This window comes from Nocardia sp. NPDC059180, assembly GCF_042754945.1.
Classification (GTDB): Bacteria; Actinomycetota; Actinomycetes; order Mycobacteriales; family Mycobacteriaceae; genus Nocardia.
The window spans coordinates 266,767-281,101 of sequence record NZ_JBHZBU010000002.1; the positions used below are offsets into that span (position 1 = coordinate 266,767).

Consider the following 14,335-nt stretch of genomic DNA (forward strand, 5'->3'; position numbering starts at 1 on the left):
CACGTGCATTGGTCAGACGTTCGCGCCGACAGCCTCTCGCATCATGACTTTCATTTCCGGGCCGCCACGGCCGATCGTGGTCTCACCGACTCGGTGACCACCGAGCGCCTCGTAGAAACCGACATTGTCGTCCTTACAGATCCCGTACAGCGGAACACCTTCCCGGTCGGATCGGTCCCGCAGCGAAACCATCAGCGCTTTGCCGACACCCATACGCTGTGCGGCCGGTTCACACCCCAGGTAGACCACGAAATTGTGTGGTCGGACCGGCGCAACACGTTCGAGCGCGTCATCCACGGCAATGCCGCGCGGGGTGGCCGATCCCATGGCCCACAGGAATTGCGGGCCCGATACCGCTTCACGCCACAGGCTCTTTCGATACCCGGCCGGATACCAGAGAATGGCGCCGACGATGGCGCCGTCACGCACCGCGATTTCCGCCCCGCCTGCCGGTATGAAGCGGTATTTCAACATCACCCTGAGCATGCGCGGCGCATTACGGCGTCGCACCGCTTCCGAGGGGAAGACGAACTCCTCGATCGGATCGTCGTGTTCGAATGCCTCGGCGACGACGCGCGTGATCTCATCGATATCACCCACGGTCGCCGGGCGAAGAACGATCCCGGCGGACTGATCCAACACTGTCCCTTAATTATTCGCACTGGGCCCGACCACACTGACGGACGTTACTCGTCAGTACGTTACCCGATTCGAGCGCACACTAACCCTCGGGACGCTGTGGCATAGAACAGCCCCGCAGGGAGTTGATTCGGTAGATCGCATAGCCTAAGGTGCCGAAACTTTCGCAGCACGAACCGTTTTCGTGATACCCACGGTTACAGTTCCCAACCCTGGAGACAGCTCTCCCATCCTGGCAACCGACGTGCAGTGGCAGGTTGCAGTACTTTGGTGATACATAGTTCAATGCGCATATCAACGTACCGACACATATCTACCGCTTCGACTACCTTGCGCCGTGCAGCCGATAGAGCCCATTGCCGCGCCACCACGAGGTCCGAGAGCCGGCGATGCAGGATCAGTTGTCGTACGACGCGACACCGACCGGACCCGACGCAACGCACACGTCGAGACCCGGTGTCTCCGTGGCGATCCGGAGGAAGGACCCGCTACCGATCACGCGTACGAATACGGTGTGCAAGCCCTTCTGCACTGGAACCCTGACCTTGTCGCCGTGTTCGAAGGCGAGGGTGACCAGACCGTCACGCCCGGCCAGATAATTCAGCTGCACCGTCCATTTATGCGCGAGCATCGGGCCGTCGAGCAGCAGCCGCCCCGGCTCGTCGCCGTGCACTCGATAGCCGCACCCGGGGTGCGGACCGGGGCGGATACTGCGATTCCACCAGACCTGCGCGTCCACGATATCGCCGGTATCGGTGATCATCCGCAGCCGCGGTGTCGAATCCGCGAAGGCTCCCGAGGGGGCAATCGGGGACAGCACCCTGCTCGCCAGGTTCTGCGGATACGCGGTGGGGTTCAGCACCGTCCACGGCACCTCCTGCTCGAGCAATGGGGCGTCGAGTGTGCCGAGTTCCGCGGCGACGGTGGTGAGATAGGTCTCGGTCCCACCCGCGGACCAGGAACGCACATAGGTGAGTGTGGACCACGAACTGCTGACAGTGAAGGCCACCACCGCCGCGACCACCACAGCCACCCGAGGGCGGGACATCTGCTCCGGCACCTTCGGTCGCGCACACAGCATCAGCGCGAATGCGGCAGTGAGCACGACGGCCATATCGGCCAGGTAGCGCAGCGATTGCATGAGCTCGTCGACAGTGTTCGGACCGCCACGCGCGAGCGCCACCGGCACCAGGGCGACGGTGAGATACATCGCCACGGTCAGCCACACCGCTGCCGCTCGCGGTCGCGTCCGGATCGACCACACCACGATCGCCGCCAGCACGATCCACGACAGGGCGACGGCGGCGGACGGCGGTATCGCCCATGGCGCCGCGGGTAACCACCGCTCCCAGCCCCAGGGACCACCGAGCAGGGTGGGCACCACCCCGAGCGAGGTCGCGCTGTACACCAGTCCCGGCAGATCACCTGGCTCACTGCGCGCGGTGGCGATGTCGACGACTGCCAGGTAGGCAACCAGCCAGCAGCCCAGGACCAGCGCCGACCCGATCCACAGCGGGGCACCGCGCCGCGCCACCTTCCGTACCGCGCCCCGCTCCCCCACCACATATCGCGCCAGCACCGCGACGGCGAACGCGACGAACGGTACGACCACGGACTTCTCGAAGAACAACAGCCCCACCACCAGCACAGCTACACCGCTCACCGCATACCGGCGCCGCCCCGTGCGCACGAGCAGCACCGCCTCAGCGATCACCCAGGCAAGGGCGAACTGCAGCGGAAGCGCGTTGAGGGCGGCCGACCACCAGGAGAACGCGGGCAACGTCAACGGGCAGAACAGATAGAAGATCAAGGGCACCAGCAACATCCGGCGCGGTCCGAGCAACACCACCAGCATGCGCAGCACAGCCACCGAAGCCGCTGCTTGCCACACCACCATCGTGACCACCGGACCGGCCCATGTCAGCGGTGCGATCGCCGTGACCAACCAGGCGGTGGCGAACGCCGCAGGCATGAAATGGCCGTCATGGTCGTACAGCAACAGCTCCGGCGACCACAGCGGTTCGCTTCCCGCGCGCCCGATCAGGATCAGGTCGTCCCAATAGAAATACCCTGACCCGGCGACCCATCCGCGCAGCATGAGCTGCCCTACGATCAGCAGCGCGGCCACGATCAGGACACCGGGCCATCGAATTGCCGGGAACACCCAGGTCGGACCGTTCGCCCGTGCCGACTCCACCCGCTCGGCGGGCTCCAGTAGGGCGGCCGGGGCGGTATCCATGGCACCCCAGGGTAGCGTCGCTCGCTCCAATACACGCGGGACGAACGATCCGCCGGTGCCGCGGCGCCGAATTCCCTGAGCAGGCAACGGCGGCGATGATCGCGCTCGATACGCAATAGTGCGATCGCAATTCACCGATTGCCCAGCGGGGCCGCGCCCCTGCGGCGATAATCCGATTGTGGGACAGACTCTCCGAGATTTCGATCCACACCCAACGTCCACGGTGACGCGCGGTAGCCGACCACGTTCCGGCCGCCGTCCTCCTCGTCGCGCGCCGGGACCGTTCCACTCGGAGAGCCGCTCCACCCGGCCCCCAGCCGACCGCGCGGCGGCATCTCGTGGCGGGCCGAGGTCCCACTCCCCCGAGATCACCCGACATTGATCGGCCGAACGGCCCGGCGCACGCCCGCTGAGGCGACCGGCGCCGCCGACGGCCACCGCGAGCGAAAGGCATCCACCGTGACTTCATGGTCGGCACCACGCCCCTGCGCATCGGCAGGCAGTCCCCGCGGCCGAACAGGCCCGAGCGCGGGAGGACGCTAGGCAGAGGCGGGCGAGCGATGGAACGTCACCACGCGATCTCCGGAGCGACCGACAACGACACCACCTGGGCAGCGGCCTTCGATCCCGCGCGGCTACCGACCGCGCAAGATCTCATCGATGCCCTGCACCACGGTGATACCGGCGGCGGCACGCCGACCGATCGTCATCCGGTCACCCGCTGTGCGCGGTACCTGGCGACGCTGCACCCCTACACCGCATCCGATGACAGCACCGAGTCCGGGCCACAGCGCGATTCGCTGATCCACGCGATCGACGTGTGGACCGAAAACCATGTGCCGCAACATCGCCGGGGTACGGTGCTGCACACCGAAACGCTCGGCACCGTGGTCGACCGGATCGTTGCCGCGTATATGCGCGTGCAGCATCTCAAGGCGACCGGTTCGCTACACCGTGCCGGCGTGACCGATGCCGAACATCGGCTCGGGCAACTGGTGGAGAGCTATACCGGGCTGGTGCAAGAGGTGTCGGCGGGGGTCCGCAGGCTACCCACGCATGCCGCGCGTGCCGACGAGGCGTGATCGGCGGAAGCGTCGACCACAGGCTATAGCGCCAGTTGCCGAAGTGCCCTCCAGCGCATTGTCCACACCTATAGTTACTGGATGACTCCGGAACTTCGGCATCTGCGCTACCTGATCTCGGTCGCCGAACACGGCAACTTCAGTCGGGCCGCGGAGGATCTGCACCTGTCGCAGCCCACGCTGTCGCAACAGATCAAGCAGCTCGAACGCATGGTCGGCAGGCCGTTACTCGACCGTGGCGGGCGGACCGTCCGGCTCACCGACGCCGGTGCCGCCTACGTCCGCCACGCGCGGCGCGCACTGCGCGAGGTGGCCGCCGCGGAGCAGGCCGTCCACGATGTAGCCGACCTCACCCGCGGTTATTTGCGCCTGGCCGTGACCCCGACGTTCACCGCCTATCTGATCGGCCCATTGGTGGCGGAATTGAACGCCCGCCACCCCGGCATCACTGTCGAGCTGACCGAGACCACGCAGGACAAGGTCGAAACCGGGTTGCTCGCCGATGAATTCGACCTCGGTATCGCCTTCGCGCAGCAACATCTACCCGGCGTCGAGGCGACAGCGATCTATGCGGAAACGCTCGGCCTCGTCGCCGCGCCGTCGGATACGCCACGGCCGCCGCTGTGGGTCGACGAGCTGGGCGGGCTGGATCTCGCCCTGCTCAGCGGCGGATTCCTCACCCGCAGGCATATCGACAGCTATCTGCGCGGACATGGTGTCGAACCGCGGATCGTCGTGCAGGCCAACTCGATCCAGGCCGTCATCGAAGTGGTGCGGCACACCGGCCTGGTGACGGTGCTGCCCGATGCGGTCACCGACGACCACCCCGAACTCACCCGCATCCCGATCCATCCGCCGCTGCCCGCGCGGACGGTGGCGATCCTGCGCCGCACGGCCGCCCACCGCAGCGCCGCCTCCGAGGCTTTCACCGCGGTGGCGCTCGAGTGGGTGGGTGCGCGCGGCTATCTGCCGCCGACCGATCACCGCCCGCAGGCGGACTGACGGTCAGCTGAGCTCCGCATCGTCACTGGTCGCGACCGCGCGCTCGGCACGTTGGACCCGCCGCTGCGCCCGTTCGAGTTCGGTCGCCGCCGAACGCGCTGCCTCGCGGGCACCGCGGTCGGCTGTGCGGGCGAAGCGGTGCTGTTGTTCAGCAGCGGTGAGCTCCTCGCGTAGGCGGTTGAGCCGCTCGTCGGCCTCGCGCAGGCGGTGCTCGGCGTCGGTGGCGTCGCTTTCGGCCGAGTCGAGGTCGGCGCGGGCGGTTTCCGCGTTCCGGCGGGCCTCGTCGAGTTCGTTTTCGGCGGCTTGCCTGCGTTCGGCCTCGAGGTCTTTGCGGCGTCTTCCGGCGGCCTCGGCCCGGCGACCGTCCCCGGCTCCACGTTTGCGCGCCTTGCGCTCTTCGTCGCTCTCGGTGTCGGGCACTGCGGTGAGGGCCGGGCCCGCGTCGCCGAATCCTTCGTAGCTGGCGGCTTTGGCCAGTGTGCCGTCCCGGACCTGCTCGGCTACCTCGGGGTCGGCCAGCGCGGCCGTCAGGGTGGCGGCCACCTCGCGCAGCACCGGTTCGCCGACGGGCCGATCATGCTCGGCGGCCAGCTCGCCCGCCCGCTTGGCCACGGCGCTGACCACTTGCTGCCGTTGCAGGGTCAGTCGGCGCAGGTCGTCACCGGATAGTTCGCGTTGGGCGTCGCGCAGTGCCCCGCCGAGTTGCAGCAGCGCGTTCACCTCATCAGGGGCGCCGCGGGCCAGCAGATTCACCGTCCACGCGGCAACGGTGGGTTTGCGCAGCTCGGCCACCGCGGCCGCCAGTTCACGCTCGCCTGCTTCTTTGGCCTGCGCCGCCCGGTCCTTGCGTGCCGCGACGAACTCGCCGGGATCGAGCCCGTACAGTTCGGCCGCGATCTCGCTGAGCCTCATACTCGTCGAGCGTAGCGAGCGGATCGGGCTAACCGGTCGCGGTCGCGCCGGTGTCGCCGGGCGGCTGTTGCAGCAGGATGGCGGAGGCCCTGGCCACGACCTCGTCGCGGGTGCGGCCCTCGTGTTCGGCGGCGATGACGTATTTGCCGACCGCCAGGCAGAACGCCATCAGGCTGCGAGCCTCGATCTCGTCGGGGTCGGTGCAGAAGGTGCCGAGCAGCTCACGCAGGTAGCCGATGCGATAGTTGTCCACCCGCCGCAGCCGTTCGGCCACCTCGTCATCGCGGCGGGCCCAATCGCGTACAGCGAGATCGATGGGCCGCAGCCGGTCGTCGGAGAAGGTGAGCACCCCGGCCCGCCGGGCCTTGGCACGGGCGTCGCCGCCCTCGCGTTCGACCCGCTCACGGACATCGAAGGTGCACTCGTGCTCCCAGGTGTCGAGCATCTCCCGCAGCAGAGCGTTGCGGTCGGCGAAATGCCCGTAGAACCCGCCTTTGGTGACACCGAGGGATTGGGCGAGCGCTTCGACGCGGACCGCGTCCGGCCCGCCCGAGGCGAGCGCGCGCAGGCCCTGCTCGATCCAGCTGGCCTTCGGAGTTCGGGTGACGGCGACCATGCCTTCAGTATCGCCGACGCCGTTGACAGCGCCGGCACGAGCGTTATGATCATCGTATACGGCGCCGTATATTTGAGAAGTTCCGCAATATCAGCGAATTGCGCCCACCCGGCCGCGTAGCGGCCGGTGTCGGCACACAGATGGAGACTCGACGATGCGACTCCCGATGAGCGCCCATACCTCCCACCCCTGGCGGATCCACGACCTGGCACCGGACTACACGGTCGAAGATGTCTGGGCGTTACCCACTCCGGGCGGGCCCGACGAGTTCCCCCGGCTGCTCGCGATGCTCACCGCACCGGATCGTGAGAACGGCGCGCCGCCCTCGCTGGTCTACCGGGCACTGTTCGCGATCCGCTGGAAACTCGGCGCTCTGCTCGGCTGGGACCGCGACGACGCGGGTGTCGGCGCCCGTGTCCCCAGCCTGCGCGATCGCTTGCCCGATGATCTGCGTGACGGACCGCGCGGGCCCGAATTCGATTCCGTGCCCTTCCAGCCGGTATTCCTCACCGACGACGAATGGGTCGCCGAGATGGCCAATCGCACGGTGCATGCCCTCATGCATATCGGCTGGGTGGCCGATGGCAGTGGCGGTTACCGCGGCCAGATGGCGGTCATGGTCAAGCCCAACGGCGTATTCGGCCGCGCCTATATGGCCGCGATCCTGCCGTTCCGCTACCTGCTGGTCTATCCGCCGCTGATGCGGATGTTCGAACGCGGATGGCAGCGCGGCGGCGAAGCCAGGATCGCCGACTGAACTCGGCAGACGATCCTCGACTCCGTGGAACAGCACCGCATTCGACGGCCACGCGCACGCGATCAGAAGAGCGCCGTGCCCTTCACGCCGTGTCGAAAACCCGTTGGGCGACCTGCATCAGCTCTGGTAGGTGTGGTCCGGTGACGCTTCCCGATATCGCTTCAGCCCGCTCGGCCGCCGAAGAACTCGCGCGTTTGTGCGCACAGATCCTCGGGCCGGCGACCCGGGCGGTGATTCTGCACGGTTCGCTGGCGACCGGTGATTTCCGCCCGCAACGCAGCGATATCGATCTGCTGCTGATCAGCGACACCGAGCTCACCGGCGAGCAGTGCGCCGCGCTGGAGACGACGGTGCGGCAGGCCGAGATAGCCGCCGCGAGCGGAGTCGACCTCCATGTCGTCCTCGCCGATGTCGCCCGCACACCAACCCCGACGCCGCCTGCGGAGTTCCATGTCGGCCGCTACGACGGGTCGTCGCTGGGTGTTGAGGTGCAGCCGCCGGTTGCCGCCGACCCAGATCTTCCTGCCGAGCTGTCGATGGCCCGCCAGGATGGACAGGCGCTCATCGGGCAGTCACCGATAGAGGTGATCGGCCACGTGCCACCGGAGTGGATCCGCGACCGTGGCAGGTACTGGCTGCACACCTGGCGCACGCTCACCGATGACACCGAGAGCGCCGCGCTCATGGTGCTCACCGCCTGCCGAAGCTGGTATTTCGCCGAGACCGGCCGCCATATCGGCAAGGCCGCGGCCGCGCGATGGGCACTCGATCGGGACCCGTCGCTCACCGCGGTACAGCAGGCGCTGCATCAGTATCTCGACGCCCCCGACGCCGCCATCGATCCAGACGGTATCGCCCGGGTTCTGGATACGGTGCTGCGCGAAACCGATTGAGCGCCTCGCTCAACCGCCCCGCTGCCACCACCGGCGCTTAATCGGTGCGGACGCCGTCGGCTCGGCGTCGCGCGAGGGCTGCTTCGGGCGGGTAGGTGCACGGTCGGCGCGCCACTGGGCGACCACCTCGTCGGCGTCGACCGGTGCGATCGGCACAATCGGCGGTGTCTGAGTACGCACCCACCGCACGATCCGCTGGTCGAGTTCGGATACCGCGGCGCGGACCGCACGCTCGGAATCCAGCTCCCGCACCGTCTCCCGAATCTCCTCGATATCGCGGCGCAGCACCAGCGACTCGGGCAGCATCCCGTCCGCGCGCACGCCCTCGCGGCGCAGATAGTCGCGCAGCCACCAGTTCTCTTCCACACCGGTGCCCGCACCAGGAATCGGTTTACCCGTGCCCGGCAGTTTCTCGAATTCGCCGCGCTCGGTGGCTTCGCGGACCTGTTTGTCGACCCACGATTCGAAGGTGAGATCGGGCGGCTTGCGCTCGGTCATCACCCCATCGTACGGAAATCCACCGACCGATCAGCGTGGTCCGGCGAGGATGACTGGGCGGCCGTAGCGAGGTTGGGTGGGTCGATTGCTGTGCGGGAACAGTGCGCGGTAGTGGTCGGCCTCGGCGACCGCGACCGGCACCGGTGCAGCTCCTTGCCACAACTCAGCCACCGGCCCGGCACCGCCGAGGGCGGCGACGGTCGACGCGTCCCGGGACGGCAGCGCGATCACTGTGCGCGCACAGCCGAACCGACGGGTCGCCAAGTGAGCCCAAATGTCCGGTTCGCACCGAATATCCTTTTGGCACTGCTGATTACGCATACGCGCGGGGTGCCAGGCTAAGCCCGCGACGACAGACGGCGCCAGAGCCGCGGACGGCGACATAGGTCACATCGCCCGCGCCGGACCTCAGGCGGCAGCGGCGGTCCGCAGCATCCGCAGCACATCGTTCGGGTCCTCGACATCGACGACCAGCCGGGTGAAATCGGTTCCGGCGAGCTCGATGCGGACCCCCCGACCGTCGAAGCCGGTATCCCAGAACTCCTTGCGACCCTTGCCGCGGAAGGTGCCTGCAGCGATCACGCCGGGAAAGAACGTGCCGGGCGCGCGCACCCAGGGCGGGCGGCGGTCGATTTCGGCGGCGGCGACACCGGTGACGGCGGACAGATCGAAGCTGACCTCGTCGCGCAGGGCCAGCAGGCGGTGCGCTCCGAGCACATGAACCGTCACCGTTGTACCCGTGACCTCGAGCTCGACCATCCTGCACCTCACTATCACCGAGAGTGTTCGCTCATCTCAGGATGACGGTCGTGCCTGGTCATAGCCTGTGGCGAAGCTATGAGTTCTCTCAGGTTCGCATCAGCCCCGGCCACACGCGGTGAGTCTCCCATCACACCCCAGCCCTCCGGCGGCACGCTCGGCCGATGAACGCCCACACCGCGCCGACAGCACCGTGTCGGCGTGTGTGGTCGGATCCGCGCGGGACACCGTCGACAGGCGTACGGTATCGCGGACCCGAACGGTGGTCAGGTCTGCAGGAATCGGACGATGTCGCCGACGAACTTCGGATTCGAGCCCACGCCCATATGACCGGTCCGCGGATACAGGATCAGCTGCGCGTCCGGTATGCCGTCGGCAGTGCGGCGAAAGGATGCGGTGCTGTAGAACGCATCGCGCTCCCCAGCGACCACCAGGGTGGGGACGGTGATCTCACCCAGGCGTTCGGTGACGTCGAAGCCGTCCTCGGCGAGCAGGAAATTGTAGGTGTCGACCGGTACCTTCGGCCGGGCCAGCGGATCGAACAGCCACATCGCCGCACCGAGCATCCGGGCCCCTACCGGGTTGACGACGGTAGCGGGCGCCATGTGGTGCAGGGCCCGCCGGCCCGCCAGCACCGCCTCGGCGTAGCGTCGCTGACCGACCCGAGCAGCCGGATCCAATCGCGCGGCCGAAGCCACCACGACCAGCCGTCGCACCACCGCCGGATGGTCGGCGGCCAGCTGCAAGGCGATCGAACCGCCGGACGAGATGCCGAGGACGTCGACCGGCTCACCGAATTCCGCCTGCAACGCCTCGGCGTGCTCGGTGGCCAGATCGGCCATGGTTGCGCCTGCCGCCGTCCCCGGGGCCCGGCCCACCGAGTACACCCGGAATCGCCGTGCCAAGCCCGCGAGCCGCTTCAACTCCGACCTGCGCATCCATCCGACCGGATTGGCATGGTCCGGGGTGAACCAGCGCAGCAGCACCAGTGGCCGCCCGGTCCCGAAAGCCATATAGGGCATGCCGTGGCGCAGCACGCCCTCGGTCACCGCGAACTCGTTGCCGCCCTTGCTCATGATCGCTCCGATCGTCGACTCCGCTGTCGGTGTCGACGCTAATCGCGGCGGTGCGGTCAGGCGATGACCTCGGAGGTCATGAATTCGCGGCGCCTGCTACCCGAACAGCCCGCCGAGCATGCCGCCGCTCTGGCCGGCTTCCTGCCCGCCGCCGGTGCCACCGAGCAGCCCGCCCGGCGGCAGCTCCGACGGCTGCACGATGACGAACCCGCGGCCGGAGAAGGCGAGGGTGACGCCTTCGCCGGTGCTGCGGCCCATCAGCCTGCCGAGACCGAACGAATCGTTGCGTTTGATCCCGGTCTGCAGGCTCGATGACCACGCGACCGCTGCCTGCGGGTCCGCGTAGGTGGGCTGGTCGACATTGAGCACCACGGGTGCGCCGTGACTGGTAATGGCGATTCGGCCCCGGCCGGTGAACACGCAGTTGAACAGGCCCGCATTGCTCGCCATACCCGCGGCGCCCTGCACCCGGCCGATGTTGTAGGTCAGCGTCGAATCGAAGGCCAGCACGTTGGCGCCGTTGATGGTGAGGCCGTCGGAGCCGTCGAGGTCGATGGTGTGCACATCGGCGGCGCTGTTGGCCAGGAACAGATCGCCACGCCCGGTCACCTTCATCAGTGGCACGCCCTCGCCGGTGAGCCGCTGCTGGATGGCGCGACCGATACCGCCGGAGCCCAGCGCCTGGAACTGCAGATCACCCTGATAGGCCACCATCGACCCGGCCCGCGCCATGACCTCGCCGTTGACGGCGACCTTGATCATCTTGCCGCCCTGTTTCTGGATACCGACTCCGGAAACCTCGGCGTGGCGCGGATCGAACAGATCGCTGTGCATCGGCAGCGCTCCTTGCTGGGATGAGAACGTGGAAGGCGCCGACTGGGCGGGACCGGGCTGGTGGTGCGGTGCGGGAGCCGCGGGCGGCGGATAGGGCTGCGACTGCCCGGGATACGCGGGCGGTGGCGGATACGGCTGGGCCGGCGGGTATGGCTGCGCGGGCGGGTACGACTGCGCTGAAGGGTGGTGTTGCTCGGGCGGCGCCTGTCCGCTCGGGTGCCCCGCAGGCGGGTAGCCCGGCGCCGGCGGGTACTGACCGGCCGGCGGGTACTGCTGACCGGCAGCCGACCCAGGAGGTGGATATCCGCTCGCCGCCGGTTGGGCGACCACGGTGGGGTCGGTGCGCGAGGGCGCGACGATGGTCGGATCGTTGCGCGATGACGCGGCCGGGGCCTGTGGTGCGGGCTCGGGTTCGTCGTCGACGTTCACGCCGAACGCGGTCGCGATGCCCGCCAAGCCGTTGTCGTAGCCCTGACCGACCGCACGGACCTTCCAGCCACCGCCGCGGCGGTAGATCTCCACACACACCACCGCCGACTCGGTACTCAATCCGGTCACCGGGAAAGTCAAGGCGCCCGCATCGGAGGCGATGCTCGCGACCAGTGAACCGGCGGCGGTGAAGGTGGCGGGCCCGGAGCCGTCGAGACTCGCGGTGACGACGACGCGGTCGACATCGGCGGGCAGGGCGCTGGTCTGCACATCGACCATGTCGCCCGCACCGCGGCCGTGCCGGTAGACGACGCCGGGACCCACAGGCTGGTTGAAGAACACGAAGTCCCCGTCGGCGCGGACCCGGCCGTCGGTGCCCAGCAGCAGCGCCGAGACGTCCACCGGCGTCGAACAGGTCACCGTCACCGTCATCCGATCCGCGGGCGCCGGGCGGTTCTCGCCGCGCGCGAGCGCATTCACCGCCGACCACCTCGCTCGCGGCCGATCTCCGCGAATGACATGCGTTTCACGGCGTCGAGTGTGCCGCGCCGGCGCCGCCCGCGCCACTTCCGGGTCGTTATCGCCCGGTCAGAAGGTCTGCCACCTCGGTTTGTGTTCGAGTGCGTACCGGTAATAGTCGGCCAGCCGCAGTTCGCTCGCCGCGGCCTCATCGATGACAACGGTGACGTGGCGGTGCAGCTGCATGATCGAGGCCGGGCAGAAGGCGGCCAGCGGACCTTCGACCGCGGCCGCGATGGCGTCGGCCTTACCGGCCCCGAAGGCGATCATCACCAGATGACGCGCCTCGCCGATGGTGCCGAGGCCCTGGGTCAGCACATGGTGCGGGACCGAATCGGGGCCGTCGAAGAAGCGCGCGTTGTCGGTGCGGGTCTGCTCGGTCAGTGTTTTGACCCGAGTGCGCGAGGTGAGCGCGGAACCGGGTTCGTTGAATCCGATGTGCCCGTCGGTGCCGATACCGAGCAACTGCACATCGACGCCACCGGCGGCGGCGATCGCGGAGTCGTAGCGTTGGGCTTCGGCCGCGATATCGGCCGCCTCGCCGTCCGGGCTGAATACCCGCGCGGGATCGAGGTTCACATGGTCGGCGAATTCGGACCGGATCACCGAGAAATAGGACTGCGGATGACTTTTCGGCAACCCTACGTATTCGTCGAGCAGGAACGCCCGGCAGTCGGCGAAGTCCAGGCCCTGCTCGCGGTGGCGTCTGGTCAGCTCCTGATAGCTGCCGAGCGGCGATGATCCGGTGGCAAGGCCGAGTGTCGCTGGGCCGCGACGCACATAACCCTCGACGATATCGGCGACGGTGTGCGCGACATCCTGCTCGCTGGACCGGATCACGATTTCCATGCGGTTCCTTCCGTCTCGACGGGTACACCACCGGCGATCACGCGGCGCACCCGCAGGGTGGGATCGGTGACGACGACATCGGCGCGGTAGCCGGGCGCGAGCGTGCCGCGCTCGGCTTCGAGCCCGAGCACCGTGGCCGGAGTACTGGTAGCGGCGGCTACGGCGTCGGACAGCGACACACCGGCATCGACGACTGTGTGGCGCAGCACGTCGAGCAGGCGGGCGGTGCCTCCTGCGATGGAACCGGCGGATCCGTCGGCTGTCACCAGCCGCGCCACTCCCCCATTCACCCGAACATCCATTGGGCCGAGCCGGTAGTCGCCGTCGCTCATTCCCGCCGCGGCCATCGCATCGCTGACCAGCGCGATGCGTTCGGGTCCGACGGTGTCGAAGACCATGGCGACGGTGTCGGGCGCGAGATGCACACCGTCGGCGATCAATTCGACGACCAGTTCGCCGCGACCGGCGGCGGCCAGGCAGGCCGCGACCGGGCCGGGCGCCCGATGATGCAGCGGCGGCATGCCGTTGAACAGATGTGTCGCGGTCAGCGGCGCGCCGGTGGCCTCGGCGATACGGGCGGAGGTGGTCGCCGCGTCGGCGGCGGTGTGGCCGAGGCTGGGCAGCACGCCGTGCGCGCGCATCGCGGCAAGCAGGTCGGTGAAGTTCGCCGTTTCCGGTGCCAGTGTCATCGAGCGGACGGTGCCGCGCGCGGCCAGGCATATCCGCCCGAACAGCTCCGGGTCGCCGCCGATGATCGCGGCGGGATTCTGTGCGCCGCAGCGTGCCCGGCTCAAGAACGGACCCTCCAGGTGGATGCCGAGCAGCTCACCCTGCTCGACCAGATCGGCCAACACGGCCGCCTGACGCAGCAGATCGGCGGGCGGGGCCGATACCAGGCTGCCGAGCAGGCCGGTGGTGCCGTGCGCGCGATGATGCGCCGCCGCGTGCCTGGACCCGGCGGTATCGGAATCGGGGAACCCGGCGCCCGCGCCGCCGTGGCAATGTAGGTCGATCAGGCCGGGCAGCACGATCGAGTCACTCGGCGGCGGTACCGGCTCGGTGCCTCGGTAATGCGCGGCCGGGCCGACCCAGGCGATGCGCTCGCCGTCGAGTACGACCACGCCGTCGATGATGTCGCGGCGGACAGCACTGCCCACGGCATCGGATGCACCGACAACGCTCCCCCGCAACAGAATCGGCGCGCTATCCATGCCAACGCCTTCCATCGCCG

Annotated in this window: 14 protein-coding genes; 4 read left to right on the forward strand and 10 right to left on the reverse strand. The window is 68.4% G+C overall.

Going from position 1 to position 14,335, the window contains the following annotated elements; genetic code table 11:
- Positions 1–12: 12 nt before the first annotated feature.
- Both ACFXNW_RS07295 and ACFXNW_RS07300 read right to left on the reverse strand, forming a co-directional pair.
- Complete coding sequence (locus ACFXNW_RS07295) at positions 13–642, reverse strand: GNAT family N-acetyltransferase (protein ID WP_379416689.1); 630 nt, start codon at positions 640–642, stop codon at positions 13–15.
- Positions 643–1,036: 394 nt separating this feature from the next.
- Complete coding sequence (locus ACFXNW_RS07300; RefSeq protein WP_379417338.1) at positions 1,037–2,737, reverse strand: hypothetical protein; 1,701 nt, start codon at positions 2,735–2,737, stop codon at positions 1,037–1,039.
- A gap of 701 nt (positions 2,738–3,438) precedes the next feature.
- Between ACFXNW_RS07300 and ACFXNW_RS07305 the strand changes: the two genes are divergently transcribed.
- Positions 3,439–3,960 (forward strand): DUF4254 domain-containing protein, encoded by a 522-nt coding sequence (locus ACFXNW_RS07305; protein ID WP_379416691.1) that lies wholly within the window; start codon positions 3,439–3,441, stop codon positions 3,958–3,960.
- Positions 3,961–4,041: 81 nt separating this feature from the next.
- Positions 4,042–4,962 carry a transcriptional regulator CynR gene (cynR, locus tag ACFXNW_RS07310; RefSeq protein WP_379416693.1) on the forward strand — a complete coding sequence of 307 codons (921 nt, stop codon included), beginning with the start codon at positions 4,042–4,044 and terminating at the stop codon, positions 4,960–4,962.
- Between the two features lie 3 nt (positions 4,963–4,965).
- On the opposite strand, the gene ACFXNW_RS07315 is transcribed toward cynR, so the two are convergent.
- Entirely contained in the window at positions 4,966–5,874 is a 909-nt protein-coding gene (locus ACFXNW_RS07315) for a hypothetical protein (RefSeq protein ID WP_379416694.1), read from the reverse strand.
- Between the two features lie 28 nt (positions 5,875–5,902).
- Positions 5,903–6,490 carry a TetR/AcrR family transcriptional regulator gene (locus ACFXNW_RS07320; RefSeq protein ID WP_379416695.1) on the reverse strand — a complete coding sequence of 196 codons (588 nt, stop codon included), beginning with the start codon at positions 6,488–6,490 and terminating at the stop codon, positions 5,903–5,905.
- A gap of 154 nt (positions 6,491–6,644) precedes the next feature.
- Here ACFXNW_RS07320 and ACFXNW_RS07325 point away from each other — a divergent pair, with 154 nt between their 5' ends.
- Together ACFXNW_RS07325 and ACFXNW_RS07330 are read left to right on the forward strand one after the other, a co-directional pair.
- A complete protein-coding gene (locus tag ACFXNW_RS07325) occupies positions 6,645–7,247 on the forward strand; it encodes a DUF2867 domain-containing protein (RefSeq protein WP_379416697.1) in 603 nt (200 codons plus the stop codon).
- 140 nt (positions 7,248–7,387) lie between these two features.
- On the forward strand, positions 7,388–8,140 hold the full coding sequence (locus tag ACFXNW_RS07330) for an aminoglycoside adenylyltransferase domain-containing protein (protein WP_379416699.1): 753 nt from the start codon (positions 7,388–7,390) through the stop codon (positions 8,138–8,140).
- Positions 8,141–8,149: 9 nt separating this feature from the next.
- Here ACFXNW_RS07330 and ACFXNW_RS07335 read toward each other — a convergent pair whose 3' ends face one another.
- The 6 genes from ACFXNW_RS07335 to ACFXNW_RS07360 all read right to left on the reverse strand — a co-directional run bounded on the left by ACFXNW_RS07335 (position 8,150) and on the right by ACFXNW_RS07360 (position 14,300).
- Positions 8,150–8,638, reverse strand: coding sequence for a DnaJ family domain-containing protein (locus ACFXNW_RS07335; RefSeq protein WP_379416701.1), 489 nt, complete (start codon positions 8,636–8,638; stop codon positions 8,150–8,152).
- A gap of 408 nt (positions 8,639–9,046) precedes the next feature.
- A complete protein-coding gene (locus tag ACFXNW_RS07340) occupies positions 9,047–9,397 on the reverse strand; it encodes a hypothetical protein (RefSeq protein ID WP_379416703.1) in 351 nt (116 codons plus the stop codon).
- A 266-nt stretch (positions 9,398–9,663) separates the two neighbouring features.
- Positions 9,664–10,473 carry an alpha/beta fold hydrolase gene (locus tag ACFXNW_RS07345; protein ID WP_379416705.1) on the reverse strand — a complete coding sequence of 270 codons (810 nt, stop codon included), beginning with the start codon at positions 10,471–10,473 and terminating at the stop codon, positions 9,664–9,666.
- 96 nt (positions 10,474–10,569) lie between these two features.
- Positions 10,570–12,216 carry an AIM24 family protein gene (locus ACFXNW_RS07350; RefSeq protein ID WP_379416706.1) on the reverse strand — a complete coding sequence of 549 codons (1,647 nt, stop codon included), beginning with the start codon at positions 12,214–12,216 and terminating at the stop codon, positions 10,570–10,572.
- A 108-nt stretch (positions 12,217–12,324) separates the two neighbouring features.
- Complete coding sequence (gene nagB / locus ACFXNW_RS07355) at positions 12,325–13,104, reverse strand: glucosamine-6-phosphate deaminase (protein WP_379416708.1); 780 nt, start codon at positions 13,102–13,104, stop codon at positions 12,325–12,327.
- Positions 13,092–14,300, reverse strand: a complete 1,209-nt coding sequence (locus ACFXNW_RS07360) for an N-acetylglucosamine-6-phosphate deacetylase (protein ID WP_379417339.1) — start codon at positions 14,298–14,300, stop codon at positions 13,092–13,094. Before ACFXNW_RS07360 ends, nagB begins: the two co-directional genes overlap by 13 nt.
- Positions 14,301–14,335 lie beyond the last annotated feature (35 nt).